Consider the following 15,284-nt stretch of genomic DNA (forward strand, 5'->3'; position numbering starts at 1 on the left):
TGGCTCCTTTCGCGTCGGTGACCCGTCCGGTCTACGCGGTGCGGCCGAGACCACTCTCAGTGCGCACGGAACCGCACTGTCCCCCGAGCGTTCGACCGGGTGTGTTCGCGCCGGTCAGTGGGCCGGTGCCGGGTCGACCTGGTCGACGGCGCCGCGCATCTGCTCGAGGAACGACGCCACGATGCGGGCCTCGTCCGCTGGCAGTCCCTCGGCGATCGACATCATCCGGCGGTGCATGATGCCGAGGGTCGCGCGGACCTCGTCGTCGGTCTCGGTCGTCGGGGTGATCACGAGCGCTCGACGGTCGGTGGGGTGCGGGTCGCGACGCACGTGGTTCGACTTCACCAGGCGGTCGATCAGGATCGTGGTCGAGGCCGACGAGATCTTGAGGTAGGCGGCGAGGTCCTTCGGGCTGATGCTGCGGCCCGAGCGCTGCGACTGCAGCAGGAAGCGCACGGCGAGCAGGTCGGTCTCGCCCATGCCCATCGAGTCGCGGGTGCGACGGCGCATCGCGGTCTCGGCGGCCCGGTAGCGTCGCAGGGCGTTGAGCACGGCCACCCCGCGCTGGGTCGCGTCGTCGTCGGGGAACCAGTACCCGGACGCCTCGGTGATCTCCTGCGTTGCCATTGGCACAGGCTAGTCCGTCTCGTATGGAGGCCGTCTAGCGACTTCCTGTGGGTGTGCCTGCTTCGTTCCCGCATGCAGGACGGGAGGCCCGTGGCGGGGTCGCCACGGGCCTCCCGTCCGTCCTGTGGTGCGGTCGACCGCACCCGGTCGCTCTACGCGGCGGCCTGCTCCGTCGAGGCGTCGGCGAGTGCGTGCAGCGCGCCCTGGACGAGCGAGGTGACCTCGGCGTCCTCGCGCGGGTGGGTCTCCGCGAAGCGGACGACCGACTGCGGGATCGCGACCTTGACGTCCTCCAGGACCTTCGCACCGGCGATGCCGGCGACCTTGCGGGCGTCGTCGTGAGCCCACACTCCGCCGTACTGCCCGAACGCGGAACCGATGGCGGCGAGCGGCTTGCCGGACAGCGGCGAGGCGCCGAACGGACGCGATGCCCAGTCGAGGGCGTTCTTCAGCACGGCCGGGATCGTGCCGTTGTACTCGGGGGTGACGAGCAGGACGGCGTCCGCGGCGGCGATCGCGTCGCGGAAGGCGACGGCGGCGGCCGGCGGGGTGTCGCCGTCGATGTCCTCGTTGTAGAACGGCAGGTCGACGATGCCGTCGAACGTGGTGACCTCGATGCCCTCCGGCGCGTGGTGCGCCGCGGCCTCGGCGAGCTTGCGGTTGATGGAGTCGGCACGGAGGCTGCCGACGAGTGCGAGGACGTTCGTCATGGTGATCCTTCTGGTTCGAGACGTTGTTCTGGGACGGAAAAGTGTCTGCGACAACCAATCCGAGCGTACGGCGTGCTATTCCCAGACCGCTGGGTACGGTGGCGACGTGAGCACGCTTCGGACGCCGGCCAGCACACCCCGCACGACGAACCCGGACTGGTGGCGCGATGCCGTCGTCTACCAGGTCTACCCACGCAGCTTCGCGGACTCGAACGCCGACGGCCTGGGCGACGTCGCGGGCATCACCAGCCGCGTGCCGTACCTGGCGGCGCTCGGCGTCGACGCGTTGTGGCTCTCACCGTTCTTCCCGTCGCCCTCGCTGACGGCGGGTACGACGTGGCCGACTACCGGGCGGTCGATCCGCGACTCGGTTCGCTCGAGGACCTGGACGCCCTGCTCCGGGCCGCGCACGAGCACGACCTGCGGGTGATCGTGGACATCGTGCCGAACCACACCTCGGACGAGCACGAGTGGTTCCGCGCGGCGCTCGCATCCGCACCGGGCTCGCCGGAACGGGCGCGGTACGTGTTCCGCGACGGAAGCGGTCCCGCCGGGGAACTGCCGCCGAGCGACTGGGTGTCGAACTTCGGCGGGAGCGCCTGGACGAGGGTCGCGGACGGTCAGTGGTACCTGCACCTCTTCGCACCCGAGCAGCCCGACCTGGACTGGTCGAACCCGTCCGTCCGCGCGGATTTCGAGGACACCCTGCGCTTCTGGTCGGACCGCGGGGTCGACGGCTTCCGGGTCGACGTCGCACACGGCCTGGCGAAGGACCTGTCGACGCCGTACCGCGCATCGAACGAGCACGCGCTGCCGCTCGACGGCTCCGACCCGCTGTACGACCGCGACGAGGTGCACGAGGTCTTCGCGTCCTGGCGCACCGTGCTCGACGAGTACGACCCGCCCCGGGCCGCCGTCGCCGAGGCCTGGGCACCGGCACCGCGACGCGTCCTGTACGCCCGGCCCACCGAACTCGGGCAGGCGTTCAACTTCGACCTGCTCGAGGCGCCGTTCGAGGCTGCCGCCTTCCGGAGCATCATCGAGCGGAACCTGGCGGCGTCCGAGCAGTCCGGTGCGTCGAGCACCTGGGTGCTGTCGAACCACGACGTCGTGCGGCACGCCAGCCGCTACGGTCTGCCGGACGACACCGACACCGACGCGTGGCTGCTGACCGACGGCACCACCCCCGAGCTCGACCGCGAGCGGGGCCTCCGCCGTGCCCGCGCCGCGACCCTGCTGATGCTCGCGCTGCCCGGGTCGTCGTACGTCTACCAGGGCGAGGAACTCGGCCTGCACGAAGCCGCCGCGATCCCGCGTGACGAGCTGCAGGACCTGAAGTGGCTGCGCTCAGGACACACCGTCAAGGGCCGGGACGGGTGCCGTGTGCCGATCCCGTGGACGACCTCCGGACCGTCGTTCGGCTTCGGGGACGTCGCGCCGCTGCTGCCGCAGCCCGCGGACTTCGGGGCGTCGTCGGTGCAGGCGGAGGACGGGGATCCGGCATCGACGCTGTCCCTGTACCGGGCAGCGCTCGACGCTCGTCGCCGGTTGCAGCAGGGGGAGGAGCTCACCTGGCTGGACGCCCCCGACGACGTGGTCGCCTTCGCCCGGCACGACGGGTGGCGGTCGGTCACGAACCTCGGCACGACGCCCGTGCCGCTGCCGTCGGGTGACGTCGTGGTCGCGTCCGGCCCGCTCGGTGACGCGGCCGGCGTGCTGCCGGGCGAGACGACGGTCTGGTTGGCCTGAGCGGACCAGCTCTGGCCGTTCTTCCTCCACAGCTCTTCCTCCACAGCCAGGAGGCCCGTGGCTGCGATCCACAGATCGGCTTCGGCCCGACCTGCGGTGACCGCTCGATCGCGACGATCGGGACATGACAGAACCCACTGCTCCGACATCCGTCCCGGACCCGCTCCGGTCGCGGGCTGCCCGTCGCTTCGCGACGGTGTGCACCGCGCTGACCGCCCTCGCCGTCCTCGCGGCTCCTGCGATCCTGCCCACCGGCTCGAGTGCGGCGACACTCGACTTCCCCTACGACAACTCGTTCACCAGCGCGGCCGGTGGCACCCTGAGCGGTGACGCCGCGATCGTCGACGGCCGTCTCCGCCTGACCGACGACGTCCGGAACCAGGCCGGGGCGTGGTCGACGAACGACACGTTCCCGTCGGGCACCGGGCTCGAGATCGCGTTCGACTACGCGATGCACACCGACAAGGACGACCCCGGCGCTGACGGCCTGCTGCTCTTCCTCGCCGACGGCGCCGCCGTGCAGGGGGTCGGGGCGTTCGGCGCCGGCCTCGGGTACGCCTGCCGGAGCACGCAGACCGAGGGCGGCGGACAGGCGTGTGACCTGCCCGGGGTCCCTGGTGGGTTCGCCGCGATCGCGATCGACCACTACGGCAACTTCTCGTCGCGGATCAACGGCTCGGGGCCGAGGGCGCAGGCCGACCACGTCGTCGTCCGCGGGTCCGGCAACGGGAACGACGGCTACCGCTACGTCGCGGGGGCTCCGGCACCCGGGGGCACCGTGACGACCGGCTCGACGCCGCGCACGGTCCGCGTCACGCTGCTGCCGGGCGAGGACGGCGAGCTCACGCTGACTGGTGCGGCTGCAGGTCGGTCAGGTGATGCGCACCGTGCTCGACGGGGTCCCGCTGCACGGCGACGGACAGGTGCCGATGCCGAGCACGCTGCGGCTCGGGTTCGCCGGCGCCACCGGCAGCCACGTGAACACCCACGAGATCGACGCCCTCCGGGTCCGGAAGCCGGCGGACCTGTCCGTGGAGCACGACCTGCCCGCGACCTCGGTCGCCGGCAGCACCGTCCGGTACACCGTGACCGCACGGAACCCCGGTCCGAACGACGCCGAGCCGAGCCCACTGCGGGTGGACGTCCCCGAGGGCATCGAGGACGCCACCTGGACCTGCGCGCCGGCAGCGGGTTCGGGCTGCGCCGTCGCGTCAGGAGCGGGCGACGTCGAGACGGACCTCGCCCTGCCCCGCGGCGGATCGGCCGTCGTCACCGTCGAGGGGCGCATCGCCGACGGCGCCGAGGGGCCGCTCGAGAGCGTCGCGACCATCGCCCCGCCGTCGTCGATGTCCGACACGAACGAAGCCGACAACGCCTCGCGGGCGAGCACCACGGTCGTCACGGCCGTGGCCGCGGCGCACGTCGAGACGGACAAGTCCGTCTCACCCACGACCGTCGAGCCCGGCGACGAGGTCGTGTACACCGTGACCGCACGGAACCGTGGGCCATCGGTCGCCCAGCAGGTCGGCGCGACGGACGACCTGCCCGACGCGATGCGGTTCGTCGGGTCCGACGACGGCTGCACGGCCGAGGGGCAGCGGGTGACCTGCCGTTCCGACGTCGCGCTCGCCGTGGGGGAGACCCACGACTTCCGGCTCCGGGCCGTGCTCGATCCGGAGTACCAGGGGGACGGCTCCGACGTGGTGAACGTGGCCACGGCGACCTCCCCGACGGACCCGGACGGCGGCGACCCGTCGACCGAGGTCGCGATCGTCGTCGACCAGGACGACGAGGGTCCCGCGCCGAGCCCGTCCCCGACCCCGGCGCCCGACCCCGACGACGCGGCATCGGTGCCGGATGCTCCCCGCGGTGACGACGGCGACGGCGACCGGGGTCCCCGTGGCCCCGTCACCGACGCGGCGCCGCAGGCCGCACGGGGCGCCCTCGCCTACACCGGCGTCGAGGACCTCGGGCTGGTCGCCGCGCTCGCCGCGGTGGTCGTCGCGGCCGGTTCGACCTGCTGGTGGCTCGCGCGTCGGCGTGGACGGCGTTCGGTGGTGACGGACGACCAGCCACGGTCCTGATCCAGCGGTGGGGTGGCGTCGTCCGGGCGACGCCACCCCGGCCGGCATTCGAGCATCCTCAGTGCTGCGGACCCCCGGCGGTCGGTCGGCTGCCACCGCGGCGGTAGGATCGATCTCACGATCCGCATGCCTGAAAGAGGTCCCGTGTCCGACACCGTGGACGACGCCACCACCGTGAACGAGGCGACCCAACGCGCGCGGTACTGGCCGATCCTGATCCTCCGGGCTGTGCCCGCCGCGGTCGTCGCGCTCGTCATCACCTTCTCGACGAACCACGCCGCCGGCTACGGCCTGCTGTTGTTCGCGGGCTTCGCGCTGGTCGAGGGGCTCGTGCTCCTGTGGGCCGGTGTCGCGCGGCTCCCGCTCGACGGTCGGTCCCGCCGCACCACGCTGCTGCAGGCCGTCATCACCCTGCTCGCCGCCGTCGCCGGGTTCGCCGGCAACGGCCTCGGGCTGCCGGCGTTCATCTCGGTCATCGTCGCCTTCGCGGTGCTCACCGGTGCGCTCGAGCTGGCACAGGGTCTGCGGGCTCGTCGTCGTTCCCCCTTCGCGCGGGACTGGACCACGATCGGCGCGCTCACCCTGCTGCTCGCGATCGCGTTCCTCATCACCCCGCCGGACTACTCGCAGCAGCTCGGTGGTGTGGAGCAGGTCACCGGCACGCTCGACGCCTCGATCGTCCTGGTCGGCCTGCTCGGCGCCTACCTCGCCATCACGGCGGTCTTCCACGTGATCGCCGGCCTCTCGCACAAGTGGGGCACGGCCACGCCGGCCGTCGCCCCGGACGGAGCACCACACGCATGACCACCCCCAGCCGTCGTGACCGTCTGCGCCCGGTCGAGCTCCTCGGGATCTCCGCGATCATCGCGGTGTTCACCGGACTCGTCGTGCTGTTCTCGACGCGGGAACTGCAGCTGGCCGTGATCTTCCTCGGCGTCGCGTTCATCGTCGTCGTCGTGGTGTTGGCGATGCTCCAGCTCGCGTCGACGAGCGACCAGGACGACAACGACATGCTCGGCGGGCACAAGACGCCCGGCGACGGCGAGGGCGACGACTTCCACTGATCCACGGCGGTCGCCGCTGATCGCACCGCGGTCGGACACGCCCGAGATCACGTTTCCGCCACGGTCCTGTCAGGATCGCGGGTCCTGCCGACACCTCTGGGTGAAGGAGGTGGGATGTGGACGTGACGACCGACACGGACGAGGCGCTCGTCCGCGCGATCGCGCAGGGGGACACCGGTGCGCTCGCACGGGTGTTCGACCGCTACGCCGCCACGCTCACCCGGTACGCCTGGGCACTCGTCGACGACCGGTCGGACGTCGAGGAGATCGTGCAGGACACGTTCCTGACCCTGTGGCAGCGAGCGGTGGCGCTGGAGCTCCCGGCGGACACCGTGCTGCCGTGGCTGCTCGTCGTCTGCCGGAACCACGCCTTCAACACCGGGCGCAAGCAGGCCCGCCGCCGCGCGGACGACCTCCCCGAGCACCTCTCGTCGCCGGCCGAGCACGACGAGGCCCGCGAGACCCTGCGCTGGGTCCGGGCCGAGATCGCCGCGCTCCCCGACGTCGACCGCCGCATCTGCGAGCTCTGCCTGCTCGAGGGGCACTCCTACGCCGAGGCCGCCGAGCTGCTGGGCCTCAGCGTCGGGGCGGTCACCCAGCGCGTCTCGCGCAATCGACGCCGACTCAAGAAGGTGGTGATGCACGATGAACACTGAGCCTCCCGAGGGAGACGACCTGCAGCGCATGCTCGTCTCGATGAAGCAGCACGTCCTCGAACGTGCCACCCCGCGCCCGAAGCGCCGTCGTGGTCGGTCCGGTGTGGTCATCGGCGTCGTCGCGCTGCTCGCCGTCGGTACCGCTACCGGAGCCGTCGCGCTGACGCTCTCGCAGCAGGACACCCCGGTCGCCGCGCCCACCCAGACGCAGGCGCCCGAGCCCTCGCCGACGGCCACCACCCCGAGTTCCGCACCGATCACCGGCACGCCACGCCCCACCGCGACGTCGACGCCCCTGAACACCACCGCCACGATCCCGACGGACTGCCGCGCGGTCGTGCCGGCGTCGGAGTACTCCCGGTTCTTCGGGGACATCACCGCGACCGAGCAGGACGTCGACGGCTCGAGTGACGGTGGCGACGGCACCGCCGCCACCGGACTCAGCTGTGAATGGCGGGCGCCGGGTGCGGACGGTGGGTGCTGTACGTCACGGTCTCCACCACGACCGCAGAGCAGGCCCGGAACCAGGTCGACACGTTCGGTGACGAGGCCGGTGGCACCTGCACCGAGCGTCCGGACGGCACACTGTGCCAGCTCCGAGCGACCCTCGACGGCGGCGTCGCCAAGGCGTACACCCTGTACGTCCGCGGCGACAGCTCCGTCGTCGTCGACCAGATCGGCTTCCCGACCGACAACCTGCTGGGTGCGGTCGTCGGGGAGGTGTGGGGACTGACGGCCAGGAGGCTCGTGGCGGACCCGCCCCGTGCCTCCTGTCCGTCGGTGGGGTCCACCCACCGGCGCCGCGTCAGACGACGCGCGCGGCCACGATGTCGCGCGCCAGCGTCCGGACCGCACGGTTCGGCTCCGGACTCGTGCGGATCGCCAGGCCGATGCGGAGTGGTTCGACCGCGTCCTCGAGCTCGAGGACCGCGCCGTCGTGCCGCACTCCGGAGTCCGGCACGACCCCGACCCCCAGCCCCGCCGAAGCGAACCGGATGACCGCGGGCATGTCGTTCATCTCGGCGACGATCCGCCGTCGGATCCCGAGCCGTTCGAGTGCGCCGTCCAGGATGATCCGGTTGCCGAACCCGTGCGCGGTGTCGACGAAGGGTTCGTCCGCGAGGTCGGCGAGCGACACCGAGCGGCGCCCGGCCAACGGGTGGTCCGACGCCGTGAAGACGCGGAACGGCATCTCGCGCAGCGGTTCGACCACGACTCCGGCCGGCACCGTCGGCAGCCCCGTGCACGCGAGGTCGAGCCGCCCGGCGACGAGGTCCTGCACGAGCCCGGTCGTGCCCGACGGTGAGGTCATGAGCTCCACGGTGACGAGTGGGTGCCGCCGCCGGAACCGCTGCAGCACGCCGGTCAGGTCGACGATGTCCATGCTCGTGAAGATGCCGAGCCGCACCCGTCCGCGCAGGTCGGCGTCGTCCACGGTCGCCAGGTCGCGCATCCGGTCGAGCGACTCCAGCACCGCGCGGGCGTGCGGGAGCAGGTCCTCCCCGGCGGTCGTGAGCACGAGGTGCCGTCCGGTGCGGTCGAACAGCCGCACGCCGAAGGTCCGCTCGAGCGAGGCGATCCCGGCCGACACTGTCGACTGCGCCGCCCAGAGCCGTTCGGCCGCGCGGGTCACGCTGCCCTCGGCGGCGACGGTCACGAACTGTTCGAGCAGGCGGGTCTCCATCGCCCCATCATCGATCCGATCGATGGACGGCATCAAGAGCATCCGTTGGACTCGATGCTCGGGGCGCGCGATCATCAGAGCATGTCAACCGTGACCGACACCCCGACGGGCGCTCTCCCCGCCACAGCATCCGCTCCCGCGAGCGAGCGTGTCCCGGCCCCCGTGGCCGTCGTGCGCACACCCGTCGGCGTCACGGCTTCGGCTTCTGGGCCGTCGCCTTCGCGTTCCTGTCGGTGATGGCGTTCGCGACGGTCCCCGCACCGCTGTACGTCATCTACCAGGCACGGGACGGCTTCCCCACGTTCACCACCACGATCATCTTCGCCGCGTACGGCGTCGGGGTCGTCGGGTCCCTGTACCTGGCCGGACACCTCAGCGACGTGCACGGGCGGAAGCCGCTCATCCTCGTGTCGATCGCGCTCGAGCTCGTCGCCGCCGTGCTGTTCCTGGTCTGGAACGACGTCACCGGCCTCATCGTCGCGCGACTCGTGACCGGCCTCGGCGTCGGGACGCTCACCGCCACGGCGACCGCCCACCTCGGTGAGCTGCGGGTCCGTGCGACCGGTTCGTCCGACTCGGCGAAGGGTGCGAGCGTCGCCGCCGGTGCCGTGAACCTCGGCGGGCTGTCGCTCGGCGCCCTCGTCGGGGGTGCGCTCGCCGAGTTCGTCGGAGCGCCGCTCATGGTGCCGTACGTCGTGTTCGTCGTCGCACTGGCCGTGGCCTTCGTGCTCGTCCTCGTCGTGCCGGAGACCGTCGCACGGCCCGAGACCCGCGTGGCCTACCGCCCGCAGCGCATGCAGGCACCGGAGGGCAAGGCCGCCGCGTTCTGGGCAGCCGGTGCCGCGGCGTTCGCGGCCCTCGCGGTCCAGGGGCTCTTCACCTCTGTCGCCCCGACGTTCCTCGGCACCACGTTCCACGTCACCGACCGGCTGGCGGCCGGTGGGACGACCTTCGGGGTGTTCGCCGCGAGCGCCGTCTCGCAGATCGTGTTCGCCCGACTCACGCAGCGCACGCAGATCCGGCTCGGCATGGTGCTCCTGGTCGGCGGCCTGGCGGTGCTCGCCGTCGCCGCGGTCCTGCTGCAGGTCGCCGGCTTCATCGGCGGTGGCGTCGTGGCGGGCGCCGGGGTCGGGCTGCTCTTCCGGGCCAGCATCGCGAGCGCCGGAGCCCTGGTCGGTCCCGAGCGTCGGGGCGGGGTGCTCGCGGCCACGTTCCTCATCGCCTACGCCGGGTTGACGGTGCCGGTCGTGGCCGTCGGGGCGGCGCTCCTGGTGATCCCGACCCTGCCCGTCCTGATCGGGTACGTGGTGCTCGTCGCCGTCCTGGCCGTCATCGCCGGCACCCGACTGGCCGCGCGCGCCTGACGCGGGGCGGGCCTCCCGCCCGCCCGTCGCATCCCGGAACCTGGTTCCGTCGTCCGGGGCGCACGCCCGGCATACTGGGCGCGTGCCCCAGAACCGCAACCGTCCCGTGATCACGGGGATCGCGGCCGTGGTGGCCGCCGGTCTCCTCGCCGGCGGGTTGTTCCTGACGGCGCGGCAGGGCGCGGACGACCCGACCATCGGTGCCGGATCGACTTCCGGGACGCCGAGCGACGCGCCGACCGCCTCCAGCGACGGCACCGTCACGATCACCCGCACCGGGCCGGACCTGCCCGGCGACACCACCCTGGCGCGGTGCGACTCCACGACCCAGGCGGCCGTCGCCCAGTACGACACCGCGGCGCTCGGGCGGGTCACCCTGCAGTGCGGCACGTCGGCACAGGGCTACGAGCACATCCGGCAGCGGCACACTGCCGACTGGCAGGAGGTCGTCGCGGGCCACGGTTCCCGCGACTGGGACGACGCGATGCTCACGGCCGTGCAGACGGCGCTGGTGTCACCGCGCGCAGGGTTCCCCGTCGACGCCGGCGACGGCAAGGTCTGCTACGCGGCACCGGTGCGGTTCGACGACGGGTCGCGTCCGGATGCGGACCCGTTCGTGAAGGTCATCGTCTCCGCCACCACCGACCGCGTCATCACGGCGTACCCGACGCGCACCGACGACTGCTGACGCGGGCGGGCGTGCGCGGGTGAGTGCGTCCGCCGACCCCGAACGACACTCTCGATGTCGTACGACGTCGAGGATGTCGTCTCGGGGCACCGGCAACAGTGCGCGCGTGCAACGAACGACGAAGCCGATGTCGTACGACGTCGACGAAGTCGTTCCGCGTCGACAGATGCGGCGGGTGCGACGAGCCAGCCACCCACACGGCACCCCTACGCGTGCACCTCGTGCTCGTGCCGCCGGTGCGACGCGGGCTCCAGCTGGAAGGTCGAGTGCTCCACGGGCACGTCGAAGTGCTCCGCCACGCACTGCTGCAGCTCGTCGAGGATCCGCGGAGCGTGCGCCGTCGAGAAGCACTCGTCGTCGACCACCACGTGCGCGGTCAGGTTCGGGACCCCGGTCGCCACCAGGGTCGCGTGCAGGTCGTGCACCGCGATGACGTGCTCGAGCTCGAGGATGTGTCCCCGCACGTCGTCGAGGTCGAGCCCCGGAGGCGTCGACTCGAGCAGGACGTTCGCGGTCTCGCGCAGCAGCCGGATCGCCCGCGGCAGGATGAGCAGGCCGATCAGGATCGCGGCGACCGAGTCCGCGCGCTCCCACCCGGTCAGCATGAGCACGATCGCGGCGGCGATGACGGCGACCGAACCGAGGGTGTCGTTGAGGACCTCGAGCCGTGCGGCGCGCGAGGTGAACCCCTCGCCCGAGGCCCGCAGCAGCACGCCGTAGGCCACCAGGTTGCCGACGAGGCCGATGATCCCGAACACGAGCAGCGGCCCGGAGTGGATCTCGGCGGGCACGAACAGCCGCTGGATCGCCGAGATGATCACGAAGACGCCGACCGCGAGCAGGATCGCCGCCTGCGCCGTGGCCCCGAGCACCTCGGCACGTTGGAAGCCCCACGTGCGCTGCGTCGTCGGGCTGCGGCGGGCGAGCCGGGTCGCGACGAGTCCGATGCCGAGCCCACCGGTGTCGACGACCATGTGCCCCGCGTCGACCAGCAGCGCGAGGGAGCCGGTGACGACCGCGCCGACGACCTCGGCCAACAGGATCGTCGCCGAGATGCAGAACGCGATGAGCAGCGCGCGCTCGGATGCGTGCCCGTGCGAGTGCCCTGCGCCGTGGTCGTGACCCATGTGCCACATCGTAGGGATCCGCACCGACGACATGCCAGGATCGGGACGTGACCCGGTCGCCCTACGAGCTGTCCACACCGCCCGACGTGCTGGCCCGCTTGCACCCACGACTGTCGACGTACTTCGGCGCGATCCCGCCCGGCCACGTCGGGCGCGGTGAGGGTGTCTTCGACGTCGTCGGCACGCCCCGCCGGTGGTTCTGGCCGCTGCTCGCGGTGTTCGCCCGCGATTCCGTCATGTTCCCGGTCTGGGAGCGGGACGTCCCCTTCACGGTCGAGAACCGCCCGGCTCGCGTCCGTCGCGGGCAGGCGGTCCGGGAGGCCCGGGTCGCGGTCCGCGCCCGCGTGACGTTCCGTGCGCTGGGACGCGAGTGGTCCGGGCTCGCAGGCTCGCCCGGCGCGGCCCGCGCAACGCTGGCGCGTTGCCGTTGAGCGGGCCGCGCCCGGCCCGCATCGCACCGCGGGTCATGCTCACAGAACGATTCGATGACGAAGCGGACCTGCAGCGCGTGTCCCTGGTGCTCACGGCGCCGGTGCTCGGCACGCTGTACCGGTACGAGGGGGCGTTCCGGTACGAGATCGCGCCGGACACAGAACGGGGATGAGATGAGCGAGCAGAAGGGCCGCGTCGTGATCGCGGGAGCGAGCGGCTTCGTGGGGCAGTACCTGCGGGACGCCTTCGCCGAAGAGGGCTACCAGGTCGTCACGGTCGGCCGGACGGGCGACGCGGTGTGGGGCAACACCCTGCGCATCCGCGAGCTCGTCGACGGTGCAGCCCTCGTCGTGAACATGGCGGGCAAGAGCGTGAACTGCCGGTACGGCCGACGCAACCGCGCCGAGATCATGCGCTCACGAGTGGACACCACGCTCGAGCTCGCCGAGGCCATCCGCACCGCCGAGCACCCGCCGCCGCTGTGGCTGAACGCCTCGACCGCGACGATCTACCGGCACGCCGACGACCGACCCCAGGACGAACTGACCGGCGAGCTCGGCGAGGGCTTCTCGGTCTCCGTGGCGCGCGCGTGGGAGGACGCCTTCTTCGGCGCCGACCTGCCGTCGACCCGTCGGGTGGCGCTCCGGATGGCGATCGTGTTCGGCGACGGCAGCGCCCTCGTGCCGCTCATCCGACTGGCGCAGGCGGGCCTCGGCGGGCCGCAGTACGACGGGGCCTGGGTGCCGACGCGTTCCCGGCTGCGGGCGGGGACGTACCACCACCATCGGCCGACCCGGGGTCGCCAGCGGTTCAGCTGGGTGCACATCGCCGACGTGCTCGGCACGATCCGGTTCGTCCGCGACCACCCGGAGCTCGAGGGGCCGGTGAACGTGTCGAGCCCGAACCCGTCCGACAACCGGACCGTGATGGCGACGATCCGTGACGCCGTGGGTCGGCGGTTCGGACTGCCGACGCCGCGGTGGATGCTCGAGGTCGGTTCCTTCGCCATCCGCACCGAGACCGAACTGGTGCTCAAGAGCCGGTGGGTGGTGCCGACGCGGTTGACCCAGGCGGGTTACGAGTTCCGGTACCCGCACCTGCGCGGTGCGCTCGCCGGGATCATCGCGGAGCGTCGCCAGCACCGGGGCTGAGCACCGGCACCGGGATCCCGTCGACCGGCGTCGGCACCGGGACCCCGGAAGGCGACGAGTGCGACGGACCCGACGCGCGTGCCGGTCGCGACGACCACAGCACCGCCCCGACCACGACGGCGCCGGCGAGCACCTCGACCAGGTCGGGCACCTCGCCGAAGGCCGCCCACGACGCGAGCACACCGACGACCGGCACGAGCATCGAGAACGGGGCGACCGTGCTCGACGGGTAGGTCGCCATCAGCCGCGACCAGATCCCGTAGCCGACCAGGGTTGCGACCAGCACGATGTAGAGCAGGCCGAGGTCCGCCGGCAGGGCGCCCGCGGTGAAGGCCGTGCCGAGTGCGGCACCGATGCGGTTCGGCCCCTCGACCACGAACGACAGCACGGCCATCGGGATCGGCGGCACGACCGACCACCAGAGCGTCAGGTGCAGCGGGTTCGCGGCTCCGGCTCGTCGTGTCGCGACGTTGCCGATCGCCCACCCGAGGGCACCGCACAGCGCCAGCACCACCGGCAGCAGGGCCGCCGTCTGCGACCGGTGCAGGGCGATCAGGCCGAGGGCAGCGACCGCGATCGTCACGCCGATGACCTGTCGTCCGGTGAGCCGTTCGCGCAGGAACACGCCGGCGAGCACCACCGTGAACGGTGCCGAGGCCTGCAGCACGAGCGAGGCGAGCCCGGACGGCATCCCCGACGCCATGCTCAGGTACAGGAACGAGAACTGCAGCACCCCGAGCCCGAACCCGACGAGCAGCAGCCGCCCGAACGGGATCTTCGGCCGCGGCACGAACAGCAGCGTCGGGATCGCCAGGATCGTGAACCGCAGGGCCGCGAGCAGGAACGGCGGGAAGTGCTCGAGGGCGAGCGCGGTCGCGGGGAAGTTCAGGCCCCAGACGACGGCGACGACCAGGGCGAGGAGGCGGTCACGGGTGGTCATGCTCCGATCGTGGTGGCTGCGAAGGTGTAGGACCAGCGAATTGTTCGCAACCGACGTTGTAGCCTCCTGCATGGTCAACTTCGACGTGCACCTGCTCGCCGTCCTCCGCGAGCTCGCCGAGCGCGGCAGTGTCACCGCCGTCGCCGAGGCCACGCACCGCACGCCCAGCGCGGTGTCGCAGCAACTGCAGACGCTGCAGCGGCAGGTGGGCGTCCCGCTCGTCGAGCGCGTCGGACGCGGCGTCCGGCTCACCGCCCACGGCGAGGTGCTGGCCGGCCTGTCCGCCGGCGTCGCCACGGCGATCGCCCGGGTCGACGCCGCGTGGCAGGAGCACCTGGGCGGCGCGACGGGCCGCGTCGACCTCGCGATCTTCCCGTCGGCGGCCGAACTGCTGCTGCCCGGAGTCCTCACCCGGATGCGCGCGCACCCCGGCATCGAGCTGACCCTCGTCGACGTGGACGTCAGCGAGGGAGTTCGCGCCGCTCGCCGCCGACCACGACATCGCCATCGGGCACCGGTCGGACGGGGTGCGACCGGCGGACCAGGGGGCGGTCGAGACCGTGCCGCTCCTGCGCGAACCGCTCGACGTCGCCCTGCCGCCGGGGCACCGGCTCGCCGGGCGCGAACGGGTCGGGATCGACGAGGTCGTCGGCGAGACCTGGATCGGCGTGCCGGAGGGCTACCCGATCGACCGGGTCCTGCAGGCGATGGCGGCGGCGTCGGACGCACCGCCGAGCGTCGCCTTCCGGACGATCCACCTGCCCGTCATCGAGAACCTGGTCGCCGCGGGGCACGGCGTCGCACTGGTGCCGCGCTACACGTCGGGCACCCGGGCGTCCGGCCGGTTCCACCTGGCCGAGCTGGCCGACGTGCGCGCAGGGCGCCGGATCGAGGCGCTGGTCCGCCCCGACCGTGCGGTCCGCCCCGTGGTGCGCACCGTCCTGGAGGCGCTGGTCGCCGAGGCCCTGGACGTCACCACCTGAGACGGTCGCGCCCACTGCCGGGCGC

General features: G+C 72.4%; 16 protein-coding genes and 2 pseudogenes. 13 read left to right on the forward strand and 5 right to left on the reverse strand.

All coding sequences use genetic code 11. The annotated features are described in order from the left end of the window. Positions 1 to 114: 114 nt before the first annotated feature. Positions 115 to 627 carry a MarR family winged helix-turn-helix transcriptional regulator gene (locus ACZZ0J_RS14510; RefSeq protein WP_123339939.1) on the reverse strand — a complete coding sequence of 171 codons (513 nt, stop codon included), beginning with the start codon at positions 625 to 627 and terminating at the stop codon, positions 115 to 117. A 152-nt stretch (positions 628 to 779) separates the two neighbouring features. Next, a complete protein-coding gene (locus tag ACZZ0J_RS14515) occupies positions 780 to 1,337 on the reverse strand; it encodes an NADPH-dependent FMN reductase (protein WP_463437493.1) in 558 nt (185 codons plus the stop codon). Positions 1,338 to 1,443: 106 nt separating this feature from the next. Here ACZZ0J_RS14515 and ACZZ0J_RS14520 point away from each other — a divergent pair. The 6 genes and pseudogenes from ACZZ0J_RS14520 (at position 1,444) to ACZZ0J_RS14545 (ending at position 7,623) form a co-directional block, all read left to right on the forward strand. Beyond that, a pseudogene (locus tag ACZZ0J_RS14520) lies at positions 1,444 to 3,086 on the forward strand (glycoside hydrolase family 13 protein). Positions 3,087 to 3,940: 854 nt separating this feature from the next. Further along, positions 3,941 to 5,170: a hypothetical protein gene (locus ACZZ0J_RS14525; protein WP_463437494.1), complete on the forward strand. Its 1,230-nt coding sequence runs from the start codon at positions 3,941 to 3,943 to the stop codon at positions 5,168 to 5,170. A gap of 144 nt (positions 5,171 to 5,314) precedes the next feature. After that, positions 5,315 to 5,974, forward strand: a complete 660-nt coding sequence (locus ACZZ0J_RS14530; protein ID WP_463437495.1) for a DUF308 domain-containing protein — start codon at positions 5,315 to 5,317, stop codon at positions 5,972 to 5,974. After that, on the forward strand, positions 5,971 to 6,234 hold the full coding sequence (locus ACZZ0J_RS14535; protein ID WP_111086912.1) for a hypothetical protein: 264 nt from the start codon (positions 5,971 to 5,973) through the stop codon (positions 6,232 to 6,234). The genes ACZZ0J_RS14530 and ACZZ0J_RS14535 overlap by 4 nt, the downstream gene beginning before the upstream one ends. 122 nt (positions 6,235 to 6,356) lie before the next feature. Further along, entirely contained in the window at positions 6,357 to 6,890 is a 534-nt protein-coding gene (locus ACZZ0J_RS14540; protein WP_463437496.1) for an RNA polymerase sigma factor, read from the forward strand. Beyond that, the gene (locus ACZZ0J_RS14545; protein WP_463437497.1) at positions 6,880 to 7,623 is read left to right on the forward strand and encodes a hypothetical protein; all 744 of its coding nucleotides are present in this window, start codon (positions 6,880 to 6,882) and stop codon (positions 7,621 to 7,623) included. The genes ACZZ0J_RS14540 and ACZZ0J_RS14545 overlap by 11 nt, the downstream gene beginning before the upstream one ends. A 72-nt stretch (positions 7,624 to 7,695) precedes the next feature. On the opposite strand, the gene ACZZ0J_RS14550 is transcribed toward ACZZ0J_RS14545, so the two are convergent. Beyond that, entirely contained in the window at positions 7,696 to 8,607 is a 912-nt protein-coding gene (locus ACZZ0J_RS14550) for a LysR family transcriptional regulator (RefSeq protein ID WP_463437498.1), read from the reverse strand. 203 nt (positions 8,608 to 8,810) lie between these two features. Here ACZZ0J_RS14550 and ACZZ0J_RS14555 point away from each other — a divergent pair, with 203 nt between their 5' ends. Together ACZZ0J_RS14555 and ACZZ0J_RS14560 are read left to right on the forward strand one after the other, a co-directional pair. Beyond that, a complete protein-coding gene (locus ACZZ0J_RS14555) occupies positions 8,811 to 9,938 on the forward strand; it encodes an MFS transporter (protein ID WP_463437499.1) in 1,128 nt (375 codons plus the stop codon). 82 nt (positions 9,939 to 10,020) lie between these two features. Further along, positions 10,021 to 10,626 (forward strand): hypothetical protein, encoded by a 606-nt coding sequence (locus ACZZ0J_RS14560; RefSeq protein ID WP_463437500.1) that lies wholly within the window; start codon positions 10,021 to 10,023, stop codon positions 10,624 to 10,626. 206 nt (positions 10,627 to 10,832) lie between these two features. Here ACZZ0J_RS14560 and ACZZ0J_RS14565 read toward each other — a convergent pair whose 3' ends face one another. Beyond that, positions 10,833 to 11,753, reverse strand: coding sequence for a cation diffusion facilitator family transporter (locus tag ACZZ0J_RS14565; RefSeq protein WP_123339948.1), 921 nt, complete (start codon positions 11,751 to 11,753; stop codon positions 10,833 to 10,835). A 47-nt stretch (positions 11,754 to 11,800) separates the two neighbouring features. Here ACZZ0J_RS14565 and ACZZ0J_RS14570 point away from each other — a divergent pair, with 47 nt between their 5' ends. Genes ACZZ0J_RS14570 through ACZZ0J_RS14580 form a run of 3 tightly spaced genes read left to right on the forward strand, consistent with a single transcriptional unit; the run spans position 11,801 to position 13,336 of the window. Beyond that, positions 11,801 to 12,184 carry a DUF4166 domain-containing protein gene (locus ACZZ0J_RS14570; protein ID WP_463437501.1) on the forward strand — a complete coding sequence of 128 codons (384 nt, stop codon included), beginning with the start codon at positions 11,801 to 11,803 and terminating at the stop codon, positions 12,182 to 12,184. Positions 12,185 to 12,219: 35 nt separating this feature from the next. Continuing rightward, positions 12,220 to 12,357, forward strand: coding sequence for a hypothetical protein (locus tag ACZZ0J_RS14575; protein WP_463437502.1), 138 nt, complete (start codon positions 12,220 to 12,222; stop codon positions 12,355 to 12,357). A gap of 1 nt (position 12,358) precedes the next feature. Continuing rightward, positions 12,359 to 13,336, forward strand: coding sequence for an epimerase (locus tag ACZZ0J_RS14580; RefSeq protein WP_463437503.1), 978 nt, complete (start codon positions 12,359 to 12,361; stop codon positions 13,334 to 13,336). Here the strand turns inward: ACZZ0J_RS14580 and ACZZ0J_RS14585 are convergent. Beyond that, the gene (locus ACZZ0J_RS14585) at positions 13,305 to 14,276 is read right to left on the reverse strand and encodes an EamA family transporter (RefSeq protein WP_463437504.1); all 972 of its coding nucleotides are present in this window, start codon (positions 14,274 to 14,276) and stop codon (positions 13,305 to 13,307) included. The genes ACZZ0J_RS14580 and ACZZ0J_RS14585 overlap by 32 nt on opposite strands. Positions 14,277 to 14,346: 70 nt before the next feature. Between ACZZ0J_RS14585 and ACZZ0J_RS14590 the strand changes: the two are divergent. Together ACZZ0J_RS14590 and ACZZ0J_RS14595 are read left to right on the forward strand one after the other, a co-directional pair. Further along, positions 14,347 to 14,481 (forward strand): annotated as a pseudogene (locus ACZZ0J_RS14590) (LysR family transcriptional regulator); the annotation flags it as partial. A 322-nt stretch (positions 14,482 to 14,803) separates the two neighbouring features. Then, positions 14,804 to 15,259: a LysR family transcriptional regulator substrate-binding protein gene (locus ACZZ0J_RS14595; protein ID WP_463437505.1), complete on the forward strand. Its 456-nt coding sequence runs from the start codon at positions 14,804 to 14,806 to the stop codon at positions 15,257 to 15,259. Positions 15,260 to 15,284 lie beyond the last annotated feature (25 nt).

Source organism: Curtobacterium sp. AC272 (assembly GCF_979258155.1).

What these genes read in the sequence shown, in the direction of transcription:
- ACZZ0J_RS14510 (WP_123339939.1), bottom strand. Translation starts at nt 627, where the DNA reads ATGGCAACGCAGGAGATCACCGAGGCGTCCGGGTACTGGTTCCCCGAC.
- ACZZ0J_RS14515 (WP_463437493.1), bottom strand. Translation starts at nt 1,337, where the DNA reads ATGACGAACGTCCTCGCACTCGTCGGCAGCCTCCGTGCCGACTCCATC.
- ACZZ0J_RS14535 (WP_111086912.1), top strand. Translation starts at nt 5,971, where the DNA reads ATGACCACCCCCAGCCGTCGTGACCGTCTGCGCCCGGTCGAGCTCCTC.
- ACZZ0J_RS14545 (WP_463437497.1), top strand. Translation starts at nt 6,880, where the DNA reads ATGAACACTGAGCCTCCCGAGGGAGACGACCTGCAGCGCATGCTCGTC.
- ACZZ0J_RS14550 (WP_463437498.1), bottom strand. Translation starts at nt 8,607, where the DNA reads ATGCCGTCCATCGATCGGATCGATGATGGGGCGATGGAGACCCGCCTG.
- ACZZ0J_RS14555 (WP_463437499.1), top strand. Translation starts at nt 8,811, where the DNA reads ATGGCGTTCGCGACGGTCCCCGCACCGCTGTACGTCATCTACCAGGCA.
- ACZZ0J_RS14565 (WP_123339948.1), bottom strand. Translation starts at nt 11,753, where the DNA reads ATGGGTCACGACCACGGCGCAGGGCACTCGCACGGGCACGCATCCGAG.
- ACZZ0J_RS14575 (WP_463437502.1), top strand. Translation starts at nt 12,220, where the DNA reads ATGCTCACAGAACGATTCGATGACGAAGCGGACCTGCAGCGCGTGTCC.
- ACZZ0J_RS14580 (WP_463437503.1), top strand. Translation starts at nt 12,359, where the DNA reads ATGAGCGAGCAGAAGGGCCGCGTCGTGATCGCGGGAGCGAGCGGCTTC.
- ACZZ0J_RS14585 (WP_463437504.1), bottom strand. Translation starts at nt 14,276, where the DNA reads ATGACCACCCGTGACCGCCTCCTCGCCCTGGTCGTCGCCGTCGTCTGG.